The 19,773-nt window shown below is 64.9% G+C and carries 19 protein-coding genes; 14 read left to right on the top strand and 5 right to left on the bottom strand.

Annotation, left to right across the window (positions count from 1 at the left end; translation table 11 throughout):
- Positions 1-124 precede the first annotated feature (124 nt).
- Positions 125-727, top strand: coding sequence for a YidB family protein (locus tag NLM15_RS03385; protein WP_254115272.1), 603 nt, complete (start codon positions 125-127; stop codon positions 725-727).
- A 42-nt stretch (positions 728-769) separates the two neighbouring features.
- Positions 770-1,042: a GlsB/YeaQ/YmgE family stress response membrane protein gene (locus tag NLM15_RS03380; RefSeq protein ID WP_254115271.1), complete on the top strand. Its 273-nt coding sequence runs from the start codon at positions 770-772 to the stop codon at positions 1,040-1,042.
- Positions 1,043-1,169: 127 nt separating this feature from the next.
- On the opposite strand, the gene NLM15_RS03375 is transcribed toward NLM15_RS03380, so the two are convergent.
- The gene (locus NLM15_RS03375; RefSeq protein WP_254115270.1) at positions 1,170-1,955 is read right to left on the bottom strand and encodes an SDR family NAD(P)-dependent oxidoreductase; all 786 of its coding nucleotides are present in this window, start codon (positions 1,953-1,955) and stop codon (positions 1,170-1,172) included.
- Positions 1,956-2,213: 258 nt separating this feature from the next.
- Between NLM15_RS03375 and NLM15_RS03370 the strand changes: the two genes are divergently transcribed.
- Genes NLM15_RS03370 through NLM15_RS03360 form a run of 3 tightly spaced genes read left to right on the top strand, consistent with a single transcriptional unit; the run spans position 2,214 to position 5,282 of the window.
- Positions 2,214-3,275: an acyl-CoA dehydrogenase family protein gene (locus NLM15_RS03370; RefSeq protein WP_254115269.1), complete on the top strand. Its 1,062-nt coding sequence runs from the start codon at positions 2,214-2,216 to the stop codon at positions 3,273-3,275.
- Between the two features lie 18 nt (positions 3,276-3,293).
- The gene (locus NLM15_RS03365) at positions 3,294-4,454 is read left to right on the top strand and encodes an acyl-CoA dehydrogenase family protein (RefSeq protein WP_254115268.1); all 1,161 of its coding nucleotides are present in this window, start codon (positions 3,294-3,296) and stop codon (positions 4,452-4,454) included.
- A 15-nt stretch (positions 4,455-4,469) separates the two neighbouring features.
- Positions 4,470-5,282 carry an enoyl-CoA hydratase/isomerase family protein gene (locus NLM15_RS03360; RefSeq protein ID WP_254115267.1) on the top strand — a complete coding sequence of 271 codons (813 nt, stop codon included), beginning with the start codon at positions 4,470-4,472 and terminating at the stop codon, positions 5,280-5,282.
- 170 nt (positions 5,283-5,452) lie between these two features.
- On the opposite strand, the gene NLM15_RS03355 is transcribed toward NLM15_RS03360, so the two are convergent.
- The 3 genes from NLM15_RS03355 to NLM15_RS03345 all read right to left on the bottom strand — a co-directional run bounded on the left by NLM15_RS03355 (position 5,453) and on the right by NLM15_RS03345 (position 8,334).
- Positions 5,453-6,202, bottom strand: a complete 750-nt coding sequence (locus NLM15_RS03355) for a hypothetical protein (RefSeq protein ID WP_254124135.1) — start codon at positions 6,200-6,202, stop codon at positions 5,453-5,455.
- Positions 6,203-6,204: 2 nt separating this feature from the next.
- Positions 6,205-6,993 carry an enoyl-CoA hydratase gene (locus NLM15_RS03350; RefSeq protein WP_248881154.1) on the bottom strand — a complete coding sequence of 263 codons (789 nt, stop codon included), beginning with the start codon at positions 6,991-6,993 and terminating at the stop codon, positions 6,205-6,207.
- A gap of 135 nt (positions 6,994-7,128) precedes the next feature.
- Positions 7,129-8,334: an ABC transporter substrate-binding protein gene (locus tag NLM15_RS03345; RefSeq protein ID WP_254115266.1), complete on the bottom strand. Its 1,206-nt coding sequence runs from the start codon at positions 8,332-8,334 to the stop codon at positions 7,129-7,131.
- A gap of 304 nt (positions 8,335-8,638) precedes the next feature.
- Here NLM15_RS03345 and NLM15_RS03340 point away from each other — a divergent pair, with 304 nt between their 5' ends.
- Complete coding sequence (locus tag NLM15_RS03340) at positions 8,639-9,490, top strand: thermonuclease family protein (protein WP_254124134.1); 852 nt, start codon at positions 8,639-8,641, stop codon at positions 9,488-9,490.
- 133 nt (positions 9,491-9,623) lie between these two features.
- Positions 9,624-11,015: a M48 family metalloprotease gene (locus NLM15_RS03335; RefSeq protein WP_254115265.1), complete on the top strand. Its 1,392-nt coding sequence runs from the start codon at positions 9,624-9,626 to the stop codon at positions 11,013-11,015.
- Positions 11,016-11,187: 172 nt separating this feature from the next.
- On the opposite strand, the gene NLM15_RS03330 is transcribed toward NLM15_RS03335, so the two are convergent.
- Positions 11,188-12,516: an MFS transporter gene (locus NLM15_RS03330; protein ID WP_254115264.1), complete on the bottom strand. Its 1,329-nt coding sequence runs from the start codon at positions 12,514-12,516 to the stop codon at positions 11,188-11,190.
- A 181-nt stretch (positions 12,517-12,697) separates the two neighbouring features.
- Here NLM15_RS03330 and cyoA point away from each other — a divergent pair, with 181 nt between their 5' ends.
- From cyoA to NLM15_RS03295, 7 genes are read left to right on the top strand one after another with little or no spacing between them, the layout of a single operon-like run.
- Positions 12,698-13,858 (top strand): ubiquinol oxidase subunit II, encoded by a 1,161-nt coding sequence (cyoA, locus tag NLM15_RS03325; protein ID WP_254115263.1) that lies wholly within the window; start codon positions 12,698-12,700, stop codon positions 13,856-13,858.
- 11 nt (positions 13,859-13,869) lie between these two features.
- Positions 13,870-15,867, top strand: coding sequence for a cytochrome o ubiquinol oxidase subunit I (gene cyoB, locus NLM15_RS03320; protein ID WP_254115262.1), 1,998 nt, complete (start codon positions 13,870-13,872; stop codon positions 15,865-15,867).
- Positions 15,868-16,497: a cytochrome o ubiquinol oxidase subunit III gene (cyoC, locus tag NLM15_RS03315; protein WP_254115261.1), complete on the top strand. Its 630-nt coding sequence runs from the start codon at positions 15,868-15,870 to the stop codon at positions 16,495-16,497. It begins immediately after the preceding gene.
- Positions 16,494-16,874 (top strand): cytochrome o ubiquinol oxidase subunit IV, encoded by a 381-nt coding sequence (gene cyoD / locus NLM15_RS03310; RefSeq protein WP_254115260.1) that lies wholly within the window; start codon positions 16,494-16,496, stop codon positions 16,872-16,874. Before cyoC ends, cyoD begins: the two co-directional genes overlap by 4 nt.
- The gene (locus tag NLM15_RS03305; protein WP_254115259.1) at positions 16,871-17,719 is read left to right on the top strand and encodes an SURF1 family protein; all 849 of its coding nucleotides are present in this window, start codon (positions 16,871-16,873) and stop codon (positions 17,717-17,719) included. Before cyoD ends, NLM15_RS03305 begins: the two co-directional genes overlap by 4 nt.
- Entirely contained in the window at positions 17,691-19,070 is a 1,380-nt protein-coding gene (locus NLM15_RS03300; protein WP_254115258.1) for an ATP-binding protein, read from the top strand. Before NLM15_RS03305 ends, NLM15_RS03300 begins: the two co-directional genes overlap by 29 nt.
- The gene (locus tag NLM15_RS03295; protein ID WP_254115257.1) at positions 19,060-19,593 is read left to right on the top strand and encodes a response regulator transcription factor; all 534 of its coding nucleotides are present in this window, start codon (positions 19,060-19,062) and stop codon (positions 19,591-19,593) included. Before NLM15_RS03300 ends, NLM15_RS03295 begins: the two co-directional genes overlap by 11 nt.
- Positions 19,594-19,773 lie beyond the last annotated feature (180 nt).

The following is a 19,773-nucleotide window of genomic DNA, read 5'->3' as shown; positions in this document are numbered from 1 at the left end:
GGCGCCGGCTGCCCATTGGTTGCGATGCATTCGCCTTGTAACCGTCATGAGAGCCCCATATGTTTTTGCCCCGGGGGCTGTCACCGGCGAGCGCTCGCCGAACGAGACGCCAAAGGAGAGCACCATGGGTCTACTCGACGTCCTCAACGGCATGCAGAACGGCCCCCGCGGCCCGAGCACGCCCAGCTCTGAGCAATCCTCCGGCGGCATGTCGCCAATGACCATGGCGCTGCTCGGCCTGATCGCCTGGAAGGCCTTCAAGCATCTGACGGCAGGCCAGCCCGACGCGGCGCCGGCATCGCAGCAGCGCTCGCCGCTGCCGCCTCCGACACCTGTCAATACGGGCAGCAGCGCTGTTCCCGGCGGCCCCGGTGGTAGCGGCGGCCTCAGCGACCTGCTCAAGGGCGGCCTCGGCGGCCTGCTCGCGGGCGGCGCGGCCGGCACCGTGCTCAGCGGCGGGCTCGGCGATCTCCTCAACCAGCTCCAGCAGGGCGGCCACGGCGAGGCCGCGAATTCCTGGGTCGGCAAGGGCGAGAACAAGGCGATCGCGCCCGGCGATCTCGCCAGCGCCCTCGGCGCCGACCAGATCCAAAGCCTGTCCGCCCAAAGTGGCCTGTCGCGCGACGAGCTGCTCTCCGGCCTCAGTCAATATCTGCCGCAGGTGATCGACCATCTGACGCCGGACGGACGGCTGCCGACCGAGAATGAGCTCTCGGGCCGAATTTAAACGACGTTCGATCTGCAGATTCTAGGCAAGGGGAGCACTGTCATGAGTTTCGGCGGCCTGTTGTGGATCATCGTCGTCGGCTTCGTCGCCGGCCTCATCGCGCGCTGGCTGGCGCCGGGGCCGAACAACCCGAGCGGTTTCATCCTCACCACCATCCTGGGCATTGCGGGTGCGTTTCTCGCCACCTTCATCGGACAGGCGATCGGGCACTACAGCCCAGACCAGGGCGCCGGCTTCATCATGGCCACGATCGGCGCGGTGGTGGTGCTGTTCATCTGGCATCGGCTGGTCGCGAGCGGCGTGATAAAAGGGTAGCGGTGCGCGACGCCGGGCACGACGCTGCCCTCGCACTCCGTCATTGCGAGGAGCCCTTGCGACGAAGCAATCCAGACTGTCCGCGCGGACGCTCTCTGGATTGCTTCGCTTCGCTCGCAATGACGAATTAAGTAATCAGATGCATCCCCGCATCCATGCGCACGACCTCGCCGGTCATGTTGCTGGAGGCCGGCATTGCCAGGAAGCAGACGAGCTGCGCGATGTCGTCGGCGGTCGATGCGACCTTGAGCGGCACCTTCGCCACCACGCTGTCGCGCACCTGCTTGGCACCGGCCTCGCCGCGCCCCTTGGTGAACCAGGGCGTGTCGATGTAGCCGGGGCACACCGTGTTGACGCGGATCAGCGGCGCCAGCGCGCGCGACAGCGACAACGTCATGGTGTTGAGCGCGCCCTTGCTCGCGGCATAGGCGATCGACGAGCCGACGCCGCTGATGCCGGCGACCGAAGAGATGTTGACCACGGCAGACGGCCGTCCCGACGCCTTCGCCCCGGCCTCGAGCAGGCTGCGCGCCGCACGCACCATCTGGAACGGGCCGATGGTGTTGACGCCGTACAAGCGCTGGAAATCTTCAGCCGACAATCCATCGAGATCGGCATGCGCCACATGCTTGGTGGTGCCGGCATTGTTGACGAGCACGTCGAGCCGGCCCCAGCCGGCTGCCGCGGCGACGATCTTGCGGCAATCGTCATCCTTTGACACGTCGCCCTGCGCGACCAGAACTTCCGGAGAGCCCGCCTTGCGGCAGAGCTCGGCCGTAGCCTCGGCTTCCTTCTGGCTCGAGGAATAGTTGATGACGAGCCGCGCCCCGCTCCGCGCGAGAATTTCCGCGGTCGCAGCCCCCAGTCCGGATGCGGACCCCGTCACGATTGCGCACAAGCCGTCTTTAGCCATCCGGATTTCCTTCCCCTTGATTGAATGCGAGCTCTTAGAACTGGCCCTGTTTAGCGAGTTTGCCGCGCCCTGCAAATGGAGCAAACTCCGCTAAGCGGAATTAGTCCAGACCGGTTCTCGCGCCCATGCCGGAGCCGCAGATGGGCCTGCGATCAACGCTTGTCAGGGCCATGGCTTTTTCGGATCATCGGGCGCAAGAAGAACCTGCGCGCGCGCCTCACGGGCGGAACGCGCCAATGGCAAAACACGGGGAACGCTGTGGCGGAGAGTGACAATATCGTCGTCGAGACCGCGGAGAAGATCTTCGCCGATCTCGCCGATCCGCAGACCATCAACAACGACAAGAAGGATTCGTGGCAGGCGCCGCTGTGGCAGGCGCTGAGCGAGGCCGGCCTGCCGCTGTCCTGGGTGCCTGACGATCTCGGAGGCTCCGGCGCCAGCCTCGCCGACGGTTTTGCGCTGCTGAACGCCGCCGGCCGCTTCGCAGTCGCGGTTCCCCTGGCCGAAACCATGCTCGCGGGCTGGCTGCTCGCGCAGGCGAAGATCGCATCCCCTGAGGGAGAGATGACGGTGCTGCCTGCTTCGCCGAAGGATCGCATCACAATCGACGCCAACGGCGCACTCTCCGGACGCGCCCGCGGCGTGCCCTTTGCGAAAGCGGCAAAGCATTTTGCGGTGCTGGCCCATGGCAAGGACGGCGTTTCCATCGCGCTGGTCGATGCGAGCAAGGGCCGGATCGAAGCCGGCCTCAACGTCGGCTATGACCACAGCGACACCGTGACGCTCGACAAAGTCCAGCCCGTCACCGTCAAGCCCGCGAAGGGTTTTGACCAGACCACGCTCATGCTGATGGGCGGCGTTGCGCGCAGCCTTCAGATCGCGGGCGCGCTGGAAGCGATGCTCGACATCTCCGTGCGCTATTCCAACGAGCGCGTCGCCTTCGAGAAGAAGATCTCGAAATTCCAGGCGGTGCAGCACAATCTCGCCCGTCTCGCCGGCGAATCCGCCGCGGCGCTTGCGGCTGCAACCTCCGCGGCCGATGCCATCGCGAACGAGAAGAGCTTTGGCGACGAAGTCTACCTCGAAGCCGCCGCCGCAAAGATCCGCTGCGCGGAGGCCGCGGAGAAAGGCGGCGCCATCGCGCATCAGGTTCACGGCGCGATCGGCTTCACCATCGAGCACATCCTGCACCGCTATTCGCTGCGGGCGCTGGCCTGGCGCGACGATTTCGGGTCGGAAAGCCACTGGGCCGTCGAGCTCGGCAAGCTGGTCGCCAATCGCGGCGCCGACGAATTGTGGCCGCTCGTGGCTTCGCGCTGATCAGGGGACGAGACAACAATGACCGCTGCCCTTCGTTTCGATCCGATCCGCCTGCCCGAGAAATGCGAGCAATTGCGCAAGGAAGTGCGCGCGTTCCTCGCCGAGGAAATCGCGGCCGGCACCTTCGATCCGCACAAGCCCAACCGCGAGGACACCGACGCGCCGGAATTTTCCCGCCGGGTCGGCGCCAAAGGCTGGTTAGGGATGACCTGGCCGAAGAAATATGGCGGCCAGGAACGTTCGTTCCTCGAGCGCTACGTCGTCACCGAGGAGATGCGCGTCGCCAACGCGCCGACGCGGCGTTTCTTCGTCGCCGATCGCCAGAGCGGACCGGTGCTGATCAAATACGCGCCTGAGCATATCAAGATGGATATCCTGCCGCGCATCTGCCGCGGCGAGATCTGCTTTGCGATCGGCATGAGCGAGCCGAACTCGGGCTCCGACCTGTTCGCCGCGAAGACGCGCGCGACCAAGACCAACGGCGGCTATCTCATCAACGGCACCAAGATCTGGACCTCGTCGGCGCACATCGCCGACTACATGATCGCGATTTTCCGCACGTCACAGCCGACCAAGGAAAACCGCCGTCACGGCCTGACCCAGTTCCTGGTCAAGATGAAGCAGCCGGGCATCAAGGTGAACCCGATCGGCCAGATCACCGGCCAGTACGAGTTCAACGAGGTCGTCTTCACCGACTTCTTCGTGCCCGACGATCACGTCCTCGGCGAAGTCGACGGGGCCTGGAAGCAGGCGACCAGTGAGCTCGCCTATGAGCGCTCAGGTCCGGAACGCTTCCTCGAAACCTATTACGTGCTGACCGAGCTGGTCCGCGCGGTCGGTCCGAACCCGGACACGCGCAGCGCCGAAGGCATCGGCCGTCTCGTGGCGCAGCTCCACACCATGCGCCGCATGTCGGTCTCGGTGGCCGGCATGCTGCAGGCCGGCAAGGAGCCGGTAGTGGAAGCCTCCATCGTCAAGGACATCGGCACGGTCTGGGAGCAGCAGCTTCCGCACCGCGTGCGCGATCTCGCCGCCTTCGTCGAGGAGACCGCGACCAACCGCGAGACGCTGGAGCGGCAGCTCGACTTCGCCATCAAGACCGCACCGAAACTCACTATCCAGGGCGGCACCACTGAGGTGCTGCGCGGCATCATCGCCCGCGGACTTGGTTTGCGCTAATTCACGAGGATCACCATGAGCACTTATAAAGATATCGGCGTCGAGAAGGTCGGACACGTCGGCACCATCGAAATCCGCAGGCCTCCGCTGAACTTCTTCGACATCTCGCTGATCAACCAGATCGCGGATGCGCTCGACGAGTTCGACCGCGACATCGAGATCCGCGCCTCGGTTCTCTCGGCACAGGGCAAGGCGTTCTGCGCCGGCGCCAACTTCGGCGATCCCGCGCGGCAGGCGCAGGAGGCGCGCGAGGCCGAGAAGAAGGGCGATCCCGCCGACAATCTCGGGCCGATCAACCATCTCTACATCCAGGCCGTGCGCATCTTCCGCGCCAAGAAGCCGATCGTCGCGGCCGTGCAAGGAGCGGCCATCGGCGGCGGGCTCGGGCTCGCAGTGTCCGCCGACTTCCGCGTCACCTGCCCCGAAGCACGCTTCTCCGCGAATTTTACCAAGCTCGGCTTCCATCCCGGCTTCGGCCTGACGGTGACGCTGCCCGAGCTGATCGGCAAGAACAACGCCGAGCTGATGTTCTACACCAGCCGCCGCGTGACCGGCGAAGAGGCGGTCAAGTGGGGCCTCGCCAACGAGCTGGTGCCGCAGGACCAAGTGAAGGCGGGCGCGATGAAGCTCGCCGGCGAGATCGCCGAATGCTCGCCGCTTGGCCTCCTCTCCACCCGCGCCACGATGCGCGCCAATCTCGCCGACCGCGTCATGGCCGCGACCAACCACGAACTCGCCGAGCAAACGCGGCTGCGTGCGACGGAAGACTTCAAGGAAGGCGTCAAGGCCACGGAAGAGCGCCGCGCGGCGAACTTTAAGGGAAGGTAGCTTCTTTCTTCCTTCTCCCCCTGCGGGAGAAGGTGGCGCGAAGCGCCGGATGAGGGGTTGTCTCCGCGGATCCAACTGCGTGAAGGCGTTCGCGGAGAGAGACCCCTCACCCGTCTCGCCGCTACCGCGGCGAGCCACCCTCTCCCACAAGGGGAGAGGGTTTAGAGTATTCACCTGACGCGGAACGTCACCCCGCCCAGCAAGAACTCATGACCGGCCACCGCGAGCCCCTTTGCCTTGGCCGCGTGCAGCACCTCCGCGACATCGGCGACCTGAAACTCCAGCGCGCTCATGATCTCGTTTGTGCCCTTCACGAAGCGGAAGGTGGCATTGGGCAGCTTCAATTCGGCATCGCCACTCGGCACAATTCCGATGATCTTGCCCCAGTGCTCCGCGAGCCCCTGCGGATCCGGGCTCTGCATCTCCACGGCCGTCAGCGCCTGCGTCACGTCCTTGCGGATGAATTTTTGCCAGTCCGGTCCCGCCGGCGGGTACGGGCCCAGAATATCGTCGCTGCCTTTCGTGTGGTTGAACTCGATGAAGGCGGCGCGGCAGTCGCGGGGGTGGAGCTGCACGCCGTGATATGGCGCGTGGTCGATCACGTTGGCGGTGCGGACGCCGAGCGCGTTGGCATTGCGGCCGCGCTCGTCGGGATCGTTGCAGCAGAAGATGGCCATGTACCCGCCGCGGCCGCCGGTCTTCTCGATGAAGCGGCCGGCGGTGGTGCCGTCCTTGAAGGGCGCGACCACCTCCAGCAAGATCGTGTCGACCGGGAGCAGCGCGTTCTCCAGGCCGTATTTGGCGACATTGCCGTCGCGGTAGCAGACGGCGAGGCCCATGATCTCGGCGATGCCGGAGATGACAGGCGCGAGCTGCGGCGCGACGAGGCAGATCTGCCGCAGCCGCATATAGGGCGCCATCGTCATGCGCCCCTGAAGGTCGGCTTGCGCTTCTCGACAAAGGCCTTCGCGGCTTCCTTGTGATCCTCGGTGTCGCTGCAACGGGTGTGATGGATGGCTTCGCCGTCGAAGCAATCTTCCAGCGCCAGATGCTCGGCGTTGTTGATGTTGCGCTTGATGAAGCCGAGCGCGATCGACGGCCCCTGCGCCAGCGACAGCGCGAGCTCGTGCGCGGCGGCATCGATCTCGGCATCGGGGACGACCTTCGTCACCATGCCGATCGCATGCGCCTCCTTCGCCGTGAGCACCGGCGACATCAGATAGAGCTCGCGCGCCCGCGCGCTACCGAGCAGCTGGGTGAGGAAATAGGTGCCACCGTAGTCGCCGGAGAAACCGACTTTTGCGAAGGCCGTCGTGATCTTGCAGGATTCGGAGGCAATGCGCAGATCGCACGACAGCGCCATGGAAAGGCCGGCACCGGCGGCGGCGCCGTCGAGCTGTGCCACCACGGGCTTCGGCATCTGGTGCAGGATGCGCGAGACTTCCATGCCGCGGCGCAGGTTCGCCATTTTCACCTCGAACGGCAGCGGCGCACGGCCTGCCGCCATCGATTTGACGTCGCCGCCGACGCAGAACGAGCCGCCCGCGCCCTTGAACAGCACCGCGCGCACCTCGGGATCGTCGGCCGCGCGCCGCGCGGCTTCGACCAGCCCGGCGACCATGTCGGGATTGAGCGCGTTCTTCCGCTCGGGACGGTTCATCGTGATGGTGAGCAGCCCGCCTTCGAGCTTTTGCAGGACCATGTCGTTCATGCGACGTTTCCCTTGTTATTGTTTTGGTCGTCGTTCCGGGGCTCGCGAAGCGAGAACCCGGAACCTCGAGATCCTCAGGTGCGCAATTGCGCACCATAGTTCGCGCTTACGCGCGCCCCGGGATGACGCTTCGCGTCACTTTTTCACCAGCGGACAGCGCGACTGCTCCAGCGACTGGAACGCCTCGTTGCCGGGCACGGTGGCAAGCAGCTTGTAGTCGTCCCAGCGGCCCTTGGACTCCGACGGCTTCTTGACCTCGAACAAATACATGTCGTGGATCATGCGGCCGTCCTCGCGGATCTTGCCGTTCTTGGCGAAGAAGTCGTTGATCGGCGTCTCCTTCATCACCTTGATGACGGTGGCCGAGTCGGTCGTGCCCGCCGCCTTCACGGCCTTCAGGTAATGCGTGACGGACGAATAGACGCCGGCCTGCGCAGAGGTCGGCACGCGCTTGGTGCGCTCCATGAAGCGCTTCGAGAACGCGCGCGTGTCGTCATTGAGGTCCCAGTAGAACGCTTCGGCCAGCAGCAGGCCCTGCGCGGTCTCCAGCCCGATCGAGTCGATGTCGGAGACGAAGGCGAGCAGCGGCGAGACCTTCTGGCCGCCCTTGGTGATGCCGAACTCGGCCGCCTGCTTGATCGCGTTGACGGTGTCGCCGCCGGCGTTGGCGAGGCCGATCACCTTGGCCTTGGAGGCCTGCGCCTGCAGCAGGAACGACGAGAAATCCGACGTGTTGAGCGGATGGCGCACGCTGCCGAGCACCTTGCCGCCGGTCTTGGTGACGACGGCGCTGGTGTCCTTCTCCAGGTCCTGACCGAAGGCGTAATCGGCGGTGAGGAAGAACCAGCTGTCGAGGCCGGACTTCACGGCGGCAAGGCCGGTCACGTTGGCCTGGCCGTAGGTGTCGAACACATAATGGATGGTGTAGGGGCCGCAGGCCTCGTTGGTGAGACGGATCGAGCCCGGGCCGTTGAACATGATGATCTTGTTGCGCGCTTTCGCGATCTCGCCGGCGGCAAGCGCAGTGGCCGAAGCCGCGACGTCGTAGATCATCTCGACGCCCTGGTTGTCGAGCATGTCGCGGGCGATGTTTGCCGAGAGGTCGGCCTTGTTGAGATGGTCGGCTGCCAGCACCTGGATCTTGCGTCCCAGCACCTCGCCGCCAAAATCCTCAACGGCCATCTTGGCCGCGGTCTCGCTGCCGGGGCCGGTGATGTCGGCATACAGGCTCGACATGTCGAGGATGCCGCCGATCTTGAGTGGCGGCTTGTCCTGAGCCTGCGCGGCGCTCGCACTCAGGGCTAACGCGGCAGCAAAAATGCCCGACAAAACATGCTTCATCGAAAAAGACCTCCCTTATCGCGCCGTACTCTGATGGCGGCTTGGTTGTTGCTCTTGGCTATCGCTATTGCCGCAATCATGCCGCATGCGCGAGAGCGCAGCAAGCGAAGGTGCGCGACACGCGACACGATTGACGCACACGTTTTCCGCAAAGCGGAATGGTCAGGTACGGATACATGTCTCCACATCATTGCGAGCTGAGCGAAGCAAAGGCGCTCTTCGCGCCGTGCCCACCAGCCGCGCGCGGTTAGCAACGTACGTGGGCGCGCTTCGCTTTGCCCACCCTACGAGCGCCGTGCTCGCAATGACGGCGTGTGACGAAGCCTCTTCGCGTCCCGCCACGCTTGAGTTAAACTTGGACCGAAACGCAACCTCTCCGGGCAACGTGACGCGACTGCTTCACCTCACCGTCGCAATTCTTCTGTTCGCGTCTCACACCGCGCTCGCGACACCGTGCCAATTCGAAACGCAGGGCGAAGGCCGCGTCGCGGGAATCGTCGATGCCCGCAGCGTGCGTCTCGACGACGGTCGCGAGGTCCGCCTCACCGGGATCGAAGCAACCGCGACAACGAAGCAGGCGTTGAGCTCGCTGCTCGTCGGCCGCGACGTGAATCTGCGGAGCGCGGACGACACGCCCGATCGCTACGGCCGGCAAGGCGCGCTGGTCTTCGTCGGCGAAAGCGATATTTCGGTCCAGGCCATTCTGCTCGCCCAGGGCGACGCCATCGTCTCCGCCGAAATCGCCGACAAGGACTGCGCGGCGGCTCTGATGGCGGCGGAGGCCGAGGCGCGGCGCCAAAAAATGGGCAGCTGGGCTGACCCGTCGGCCATAAAAAACGCGGAAAGTCCGGACGATATTTGGGCGGGGATCGGGCGCTTTACGGTGGTCGAAGGCAAAGTCCTGTCGGTCCGGCAAGCTGGGGCAATGACCTACCTCAACTTCGGACGGAACTGGACACGCGGCTTTGCCGTGACTATTTCAAGGCGCATACAGCCGGCGTTCGAAAACGCCGGGATCACTCTTAAGTCCCTGGAGAATCGACGCATTCGCGTCCGGGGCTGGGTTGAAGGGAATACGGGGCCACGGATCGATGTGCGCCTCGTGGGACAGGTCGAGTTGCTAGGCGCAAACGAGCCGACAGGGGTAAGGCCCTAAAAAGGGCCAGCACGGGTTAAGCGACGTGAATGGGGTGCTAGAACGGCACGTATGGAGTGAACGCCGTCGCCTGCGGGCGGCGCCGGCCGCGCTATGCCTCGTGCTGGGCTCAGCCCTCGCCGGTTGCGGTGATATGAACCGGTTCCAGACCGCGGCAGCCCCTCCGACCGTCGCGATGCCCAAGCCCAAGCCGGCCGTCGCACAGACCCCCGCCACCGAAAAGGAGCACGAGCGTATCCTGGCGAGCTATGGCGGAACTTACGACGATCCCCGGCTCGAATCGCTCGTCAGCAAGACCGTCGATCGCCTCGTCGCGGCGTCCGATCGCCCCGATCAGGGCTACAAGGTCACCATCCTCAATTCCGGCGCGGTAAACGCCTTCGCGCTGCCGAATGGCCAGCTCTATGTCACCCGCGGCCTGCTCGCGCTTGCCAGCGATACGTCGGAATTGTCCTCGGTGCTCAGCCACGAGATGGCGCATGTGCTGTCCAAGCACGCCGCGATGCGCGAGGATCAGGCGCGCCAGGCCGCGATCGTCACCCGCGTCGTCACCGACATGAGCAACGATCCCGATCTCACCGCGCTGGCGCTGGCCAAGACCAAGCTCACCATGGCGAGCTTTTCGCGCAATCAGGAGTTCGAGGCCGACGGCATCGGCGTCGGCATTTCCGCCAAGGCCCATTTCGACCCGTATGGCGCCGCGCGCTTCCTCTCGGCGATGGAACGCAATGCCGAGCTGAAGGCCGGCAAGACCTCGCTCGATCCGCGCGCGCAGGATTTCACCTCGTCGCATCCGGCCACCCCGGAGCGCGTGCAGAATGCGCAGACCATCGCGCGGCAATATGCTGCGCCCGAGGGCGCCGAGCGCGACCGCGAAACCTACCTCGCCGCGATCGACAACCTCGTCTATGGCGAAGATCCCAGCGAAGGGTTTGTGCGCGGCCGGCGTTTCCTGCACCCGAAACTCGGCTTCACCTTCCAGGCGCCGGACAATTTCACGCTCGACAATACCGCGCAGGCGGTGATCGGCGTGCGCGACGGCGGCTCGCAGGCGATGCGCTTCGACGTGGTGAGGGTCCCGGCCGAGCAGTCGCTCGGCGATTACCTCAATTCCGGCTGGATGGAGGGCGTCGACAAGACCTCCACCGAGGACATCACCATCAACGGTTTTCCGGCCGCGTCCGCCACCGCCAAGGGCGATCAGTGGCAGTTCAAGGTCTATGCGTTGCGCTTCGGCAGCGACGTCTATCGCTTCATCTTCGCGGCACGACAGAAATCGACCGAGAGCGAGCGCAACGCGCGCGAGACCGTCAATTCATTCCGCCGCCTGACGCTCGACGAGATCCAGGCCGCGCGCCCGCTGCGCATCAAGGTCATCACGGTGCAACCCGGCGACACCGTGGAATCGCTGTCCCACCGCATGGCCGGCGTCGATCACCCCGCCGAACGCTTCCGCGTGCTCAACGGCCTCGATCGCACCGCGCAGGTGAAGGTGCGCGACCGCGTGAAAGTCGTGGCGGATTGAGGCTACGGACCAGGAGCTCCGCCGTCGTCTCGGACAAACATAACTGCCGTAGGGTGGGCAAAGCGAAGCGTGCCCACCATTCCCGATCGCAATCGATGAAAGATGGTGGGCACGGCGCTGCGCGCCTTTGCCCACCCTGCGACACCTTTGATACGGCGACGACGCGAGCCTCTTAGCGCCCCGCGTCCATGTCCCCCGCCTCGCGTTGGCCGCTGAGCCAGAGCGCGAGCAGGGTCCAGAACGCGCCTGACAGCAGATACGCACCCGAGGCGATGACGCCGAGATTGGTGGCGAGCAGAAGCGCCACCAACGGGGCGAAGCCGGCACCGAACAGCCAGGCCATGTCCGAGGTCAGCGCCGAGGCCGTGTAACGATACATCTGGTTGAAATTCGAGGCGATCGCGCCCGAGGACTGGCCGAAGGACAGGCCGAGCAGAATGAAGCCGATCACCATGTAGATGGTCTCGCCGAACGCGCCGGCGTCGAGCAGCTGCGGGGCGAAGCCGCTGTAGATCGCGATCGCGATCGCCGATCCCATCAGCAGCGACTTGCGGCCGACGCGGTCGGCGATGATGCCGGAGAGCACGATCGCGCCGACGCCGAACACGGCGGCGACGATCTCGATGATCAAAAAGCGCACCGGGCTTTCGCGGGTGAACAGGAACACCCAGGACAGCGGAAACACCGTGACCATGTGGAACAGCGCGAAGCTCGCGAGCGGCGCGAAGGCGCCGAGCATGATGTTGTGGCCTTCGCGCGCGACGGTCTCGGAGATGCGCGACGGCTGGAGTTCGCGGGTCTCGAACAGCGAGGCATATTCCTCGGTCGTCACCATGCGCAGGCGCGCGAACAGCGCCACGACGTTGATGGCAAACGCGACGAAGAACGGATAGCGCCAGCCCCAGTCGAAGAAGTCGTCGGCCGAGAGATTGCCGGCGAAATAGGCGAACAGCGCGCTCGCCACGATCAGGCCGAGCGGGGCGCCGAGCTGCGGCACCATCGCGTACCAGCCGCGCTTGGACGGCGGCGCATTCAGCGCCAGCAGCGAAGCCATGCCATCCCAGGCGCCGCCCCAGGCCAGGCCCTGCGCGATCCGCGCCAGCGCCAGCAGCCAGATCGCGGCAACGCCGATCTCGTGATAGCCGGGCAGGAACGCCAGCGCGACGGTGGCGGTGCCGAGCAGGAACAGCGCCGAGATCAGCTTCGCCGTCTTGCCGTATGCGCGGTCGACCGTCATGAAAATCACGGTGCCGATCGGCCGGGCCATGAAGGCCAGTGCGAAGACCATGAAGGAATAGAGAGTGCCGGTCAGTTCGCTCGTGAACGGGAACACCAGGCGCGGGAACACGATCACCGAGGCGATCGCGAACACGAAGAAGTCGAAGAATTCCGAGGTGCGGCCGATGATGACGCCGATGGCGATCTCGCCGGGACTGGCCTGGTCGTGGCCGTGCTCGCCCGAGTGGAGGTCTGCCATTGCGGGGGTCTGTGCCGTCGCCATTCGTGCGCCCTTAACGTCCTGAAAACCAAAGCCGACCGCCCGGCGGGAAGCCGGGCAATCTGGTTCTGTCTGACCCAACATTCCGCACTGCAACATTGGACAAATTGTCCAATGTCCGGATTGCTGCGCCGCAGCTACCCGTTGGCCCCGCAAAGGAAACTCATTCTCATAAGGCTCGGCCGTGTCCCGTCTCAAGATCCTGGCGCTGCTACCTCTGGCAGTTGCGCTCAGTGGCTGCAACTACGTCGTGCTGGCGCCAGCCGGCGACATCGCTGCCCAGCAGCGCGACCTCGTCATCATCTCCACCGTTCTGATGCTCCTGATCGTCGTCCCCGTGATGGCGCTGACGGTGCTGTTCGCCTGGCGCTACCGCCAGTCCAACACCTCGGCCCGCTACGAGCCGGAATGGGATCACTCGACCAAGCTCGAGCTGGTGATCTGGTCGGCCCCGCTGCTGATCATCATTTGCCTGGGCGCGCTGACCTGGATGGGCACGCATCTGCTCGACCCCTATCGCAACATCGGCCGCATCCATGCCGACCGCGCCCTGGACCAGTCCAAGGCCCCGCTCGTGGTCGATGTCGTCGCGCTCGACTGGAAGTGGCTCTTCATCTATCCGGATTACGGCATCGCCACCGTCAACGAGCTCGCCGCGCCGGTCGATCGCCCGATCAACTTCCACATCACCGCCTCCTCGGTGATGAATTCGTTCTACATCCCCGCGCTCGCCGGACAGATCTACGCGATGCCGGGCATGGAGACGTCGCTGCACGCCGTGATCAACCACGCCGGTATCTACAAGGGCTTCTCGGCGAACTATAGCGGCGCCGGCTTCTCCGGCATGCACTTCAACTTCCACGGCCTCGACGACAAGGGCTTTGACGCCTGGATCGCACAGGCCAAATCTGCTGGGGGCTCGCTCGGCCGCGCCGAATATCTCCAGCTCGAGAAGCCGAGCCAGAACGAGCCGGTGCGCCGCTGGGGCACGGTCGATTCCGATCTCTACCGCCTGATCCTCAACATGTGCGTCGAGACCGGCAAGATGTGCCAGAGCGAGATGATGGCAATCGACGCCAAGGGCGGCAACGGCCACCAGGGCCTGAACAACACCCTGCCGCTGGCCTACGACAAGTACGCCCGCCGCGGCAGCGCGCTCGGGCCGGAGCCGACCTTCGTCGCCGGCACCTGCACGCCCGATGCACCGCAGGGCCGGACCACTGCCTCGATCACGGCACCGACCGACACCGCGCCGCTGCTCGGCGCCGGCCTGAAGCGGCCGATCTTCACGCCGCTGAAGTCCTCGTCCTTCTTCCTCGGACAGCGTCCGAAGTCAGACTCCTAAAGAGAACGCGCATGTCTCCTGATCTTCTCAAGCTCATCTTCGGCCGGCTCGGCCTCGAATCGCTGCCGCTGCACGAGCCGATCGTCGTCGGCACCTTCGCGGTGGTCGCGCTCGGCGGCGCCACGCTGCTCGCCGGCCTCACCTATTTCCGCCTGTGGGGCTACCTCTGGCGCGAATGGTTCACCACCGTGGACCACAAGCGCATCGGCATCATGTACATGATCCTCGGCATCGTGATGCTGCTGCGGGGCTTTGCCGACGCGCTGATGATGCGCGGCCAGCAGATGCTCGCCTTCAACGGCTCCGAAGGCTATCTCAACGCCCATCACTACGACCAGGTCTTCACCGCCCACGGCGTGATCATGATCTTCTTCGTGGCGATGCCGCTGGTCACAGGCCTGATGAACTATGTCGTGCCGCTGCAGATCGGCGCCCGCGACGTGTCGTTCCCGTTCCTGAACAATTTCAGCTTCTGGATGACGGTCGGCGGCGCGGTGCTGGTGATGGCCTCGCTGTTCATCGGCGAATTCGCCCGCACCGGCTGGCTGGCTTATCCGCCGCTGTCGAACATCGGCTACAGTCCCGACGTCGGCGTCGACTATTACATCTGGGCGCTGCAGGTCGCAGGCGTCGGAACGACGTTATCCGGCATCAATCTGATCTGTACCATCGTCAAGCTGCGCTGCCCCGGCATGACCATGATGAAGATGCCGGTGTTCACCTGGACCTCGCTCTGCACCAACATCCTGATCGTCGCCTCCTTCCCCGTCCTGACCGTCGTGCTCGCGCTGCTTTCGCTCGACCGCTACGTCGGCACCAACTTCTTCACGAACGATTTCGGCGGCAGCCCGATGATGTACGTGAACCTGATCTGGATCTGGGGTCATCCCGAGGTCTACATCCTGGTTCTCCCCGCCTTCGGCATCTTCTCGGAAGTCACCTCGACCTTCTCCGGCAAGCGGCTGTTCGGCTACACCTCGATGGTCTACGCCACGGTCGTCATCACCATCCTGTCGTACCTGGTGTGGCTGCACCACTTCTTCACGATGGGCTCGGGCGCCAGCGTCAACTCGTTCTTCGGCATCACCACGATGATCATCTCGATCCCGACGGGCGCGAAGATGTTCAACTGGCTGTTCACGATGTATCGCGGCCGCATCCGCTACGAGCTGCCGATGATGTGGACGGTCGCCTTCATGCTGACCTTCGTGCTCGGCGGCATGACCGGCGTGCTGCTCGCGGTACCGCCGGCCGACTTCGTGCTGCACAACAGCCTGTTCCTGATCGCGCACTTCCACAACGTCATCATTGGCGGCGTGGTGTTCGGCGCCTTCGCCGGCATCAACTACTGGTTCCCGAAAGCGTTCGGCTTCAAGCTCGATGTGTTCTGGGGCAAGCTGTCGTTCTGGTTCTGGGTCGTCGGCTTCTACCTCGCCTTCATGCCGCTCTACGTGCTCGGCCTGATGGGCGTGACCCGCCGCCTGCGCGTGTTCGACGATCCTTCGCTTCAGATCTGGTTCGTCATCGCCGCGATCGGTGCCTTCCTCGTCTTCCTCGGCATCCTGTCCATGCTGATGCAGTTCGCGGTCAGCCTGCTCAAGCGCGAGCAACTCAAGGACGTCACCGGCGATCCCTGGGATGCACGCACGCTGGAATGGGCGACCTCATCGCCTCCGCCGGACTACAACTTCGCCTTCACTCCCGTCGTTCATGACAACGACGCGTGGTGGGACATGAAGAAGCGCGGCTACCAGCGTCCGCTCACCGGGTTCAAGCCGATCCACATGCCCAGCAGCACCGGCACCGGCGTCATCCTCGCCGGCCTCGCCACCGCGATGGGATTCGGCCTGATCTGGTACATCTGGTGGCTGGCCGCCGTGAGCTTCATCGCGATGCTCGTCGTCGGGATCGGTCACACCTTCAACTATCACCGCGACTTCGACATTCCGGCTGAGGACGTCATCCGGACCGAGGACGCGCGCACCAAACTGCTCGCCGGAGCCAAGTAAATGACCGTCTCTGTCAATCCCTCGCAGACCGGCGAGCCGGTCTTCTATCTCGCCGATGAACACCCGCATCCGGAAGGCTACAGCACCTCGCTCGGCTTCTGGATCTACCTGATGAGCGATTGCCTCATCTTCGCGATGCTGTTCGCCACCTTCGGCGTGCTCGGTGCCAATTACGCCGCCGGGCCCGCGCCGAAGGACCTGTTCGACCTCGACCTCGTCGCGGTGAACACGTCGATGCTGCTGCTGTCGTCGATCACCTATGGTTTTGCCATGCTGACGATGCAGCAGAACAAGGTCGCGCAGACGCAGATGTGGCTGGCGATCACCGGCCTGTTCGGCCTCGCCTTCATCGGCATCGAGCTCACCGAGTTCGCCCACATGATCCACGAAGGCGCGACGCCCCAGCGCAGCGCCTTCCTGTCCTCCTTCTTCACCCTGGTCGGCACCCACGGCCTGCACGTCTCCTGTGGCATCATCTGGCTGGTGACGCTGATGGTGCAGGTCCAAAAGTTCGGCCTGATCGAAGCCAACCGCCGCCGCCTGATGTGCCTGTCGATGTTCTGGCACTTCCTGGACGTGGTCTGGATCGGCGTCTTCACCTTCGTCTATCTCCTGGGAGTTCTGCGATGAACACCGATACCCACGCCGCCCACGCGGGCGATCATCACCACGGCGACAGCCACGCCCACGGCTCGTTCTCGACCTATATGCTCGGCTTCGTGCTCTCGGTCGTGCTCACCGCGATCCCGTTCTGGCTGGTGATGAGCGGCGCGCTGCCGAGCAAGCAGATCACCGCGCTCGTCATCATGGCCTTCGCGGTCGTTCAGATCGTCGTGCACATGGTCTACTTCCTGCACATGAACACGACGTCCGAGAACGGCTGGAGCATGATGGCGCTGATCTTCACCATCGTCATGGTGGTGATCGCGCTGTCCGGTTCGCTGTGGGTGATGAACCACCTCAACAGCAACATGATGCCGATCCACCAGATGAGCGGAATGAAATGAGCGAACCCGGGACCGTGACTGGCAGGGAAAAAGGCGCGCGCCACAAGACCGCGCGCCCGTCCCTGTGGCTCACGGTCCTCTCGCTCACGGCCTTTGCACTTCTGATCGCACTCGGCGTCTGGCAGGTCGAGCGCCGCGCCTGGAAGCTGGCGCTGATCGACCGCGTCGAGCAGCGCGTCCATGCCCCGGCCCAGCCGATCCCCTCGCCTGCGTCATGGCCTGCGGTCTCCGCCGCCAACGACGAGTACAGGCACGTCAGCGTCGCCGGCCGCTTCCTGCATGACCGCGAGACGCTGGTTCAGGCCGTCACCGAGGAAGGCCCGGGCTATTGGGTGTTGACGCCGCTTCAGCGCCGCGACGGCACACAGGTCCTGGTCAATCGCGGCTTCGTGCCGACCGAGCGGCGCGACGCATCGACGCGCCAGAACGGCAATCCGGACGGCCAGGTCGAGATCACGGGCCTGCTCCGCATGAGCGAGCCGAAGGGCGGATTCCTCCGGAATAACGTGCCCCAGCACAACCGCTGGTATTCGCGGGATGTCGCCGCGATTGCGGCGGCACGCGGTCTCGAAAACGTCGCGCCCTTCTTCGTCGATGCCGACGCCGGATCACAATCCGGCCCCGGTCCAATCGGCGGATTGACCGTGGTCGCCTTTCCCAATAACCACCTGATCTACGCGCTGACGTGGTTTGCCCTGGCGTTCATGCTGGCGGGTAAACTTTTCGTCACATTCGGCGGCGGGCTGTTCCGCCGCAAGCGCTTCGTCCACGAACCGGACGGCGGCTCGGACGCTGTCGCCCGCAGGACGGGATCAGATGCTGGAACGATCGTCGAGCAGACCTGACGACGGAAAGACGCATGACGCCGTCACGCTGCAATCGCAGGCGGACGCGCGCAGCGAGCTGATCGGCGTTGCGCCGACCGACGACGAGACCAACCGCAAGAACATGGCGCTGCTGATCCAGCTGCGCTGGACCGCGGTGGTCGGCCAGATCGTGACCATCGGCGGCGTGCATTTTGGCCTGGGTATTCCCCTGCCATTGGAACGGATGGGCGCGGTGATCGGCGCGCTGGTGCTGCTCAACGTCTCCAGCCTCGTCTGGGTGCGCCATCGCGCCGCGATCACCAACAACGAGCTGCTGGTCGCCTTGATGCTCGACGTCGCCGCGCTGACCGCGCAGCTTTACCTCAGCGGCGGCGCCACCAATCCCTTCACCTCGCTGTTCCTGCTCCAGGTCACCCTCGGCGCGGTGCTGCTCGATGGTCGCTCGACCTGGTCGCTGGTCGCGCTGACCTGTGCGAGTTTCGTCTGGCTGACCCTGGCGTACCGACCGCTCGACCTGCCGCCGAACCCGATCAGCGAGACCTATAGCCTCACCGTGGCAGGCATGCTGCTGGGCTTCGTTCTCAACGCGGTGCTGCTGGTGGTGTTCGTCACCCGCATCAACAGGAATTTGCGCGAGCGCGATGCGCATCTGGCGGCCTTGCGCCAGCATGCGGCCGAGCAGGACCACATCGTCCGCATGGGCCTGCTCGCCTCCGGCGCGGCGCATGAGCTCGGCACGCCGCTCGCCTCGCTGTCGGTCATCCTCAGCGACTGGCGCCGCATGCCCGATCTCGCCGCCGACCAGGAGCTCGCCGAGGATCTCGCGGAGATGGAAACCTCCCTGCAACGCTGCAAGACCATCGTGACGGGCATCCTGGTGTCGGCGGGCGAAGCGCGCGGCGAAGGTTCCTCGCCGACGACGGTGACGGCGTTTGTCACCGCGCTGGTGGACGAGTGGCGCGACGCGCGCTCGGCGCGCACGCTCTATTTCGTCAATACCTTCGGCGAGGACGTCGCGATCGTCTCGGACATCGCGCTGAAGCAGGTGATCTTCAACGTGCTCGACAACGCCTATGAGGTCTCGCGTGAATGGGTCGAGCTGCTGGCCGAGCGCGAGGGCGACAATCTCGTGCTGTCGATCAGCGACCGCGGCCCGGGTTTTGCGCCGGAGATGCTGGCGCAGCTCGGGAAACCCTATCATTCGAGCAAGGGCCGCGCCGGCGGCGGGCTCGGCCTGTTCCTGGTGATGAACGTCGTGCGCAAGCTCGGCGGCACCGTGACCGCCGAGAACCACAGGAAGCGCGGCGCCACCGTCCGCCTGACGCTGCCGCTCGCAACGCTCGCGATCGGAGGTCAATTTGACGCCTGACCGTTCGCTCATCGTCGTCGAGGACGATGCTGGCTTCGCGCGCACGCTGAAGCGCTCGTTCGAGCGCCGCGGCTACGAGGTCGTCCTCGCAGCTTCGATCGAAGAGGTGCGCAAAGTTCTGGAGGAGCGATCCTTCGGCCATGCCGTGGTCGATCTCAAGCTCGGCGGCGCCTCCGGGCTCGCCTGCGTCGAGCTGCTGCACACGCACGATCCGGAGATGCTGATCGTGGTGCTGACCGGCTTTGCCAGCATCTCCACCGCCGTCGAGGCGATCAAGCTGGGCGCCTGTCACTACCTGGCAAAGCCGTCGAACACCGACGATATCGAGGCCGCCTTCAACAAGGCCGAAGGCAACGCCGAGGTCGCGCTCGACGCCCGCCCGACCTCGATCAAGACGCTCGAATGGGAACGCATTCACCAGACGCTGATCGAGACGGACTTCAACATCTCGGAGGCGGCGCGGAGGCTGGGGATGCACCGGCGCACGCTGGCCAGGAAGCTCGAGAAGCGGCCGGTGAAATGATGTCGTCCCGGACAAGCGCGCCTTGAGCGCGCGCCGATCCGGGACCCATAGCCACAGGACAGAGTTTGGCGAAGACTTGTGGTTACCAGCCTGCCCCATAACCGCTCCCTGGGGTTATGGGTCCCGGCGTTCGCCGGGACGACAGCGAGTTTGCGGAGCCGCTTTCGGCCCACATGCTAT

Origin of the sequence: Bradyrhizobium sp. CCGB20, from assembly GCF_024199855.1 — a bacterium.
GTDB lineage: Bacteria > Pseudomonadota > Alphaproteobacteria > Rhizobiales > Xanthobacteraceae > Bradyrhizobium.
The sequence above is the reverse complement of the archived record's forward strand: the minus strand, read 5'-3'. Positions and strand labels throughout refer to the sequence as shown.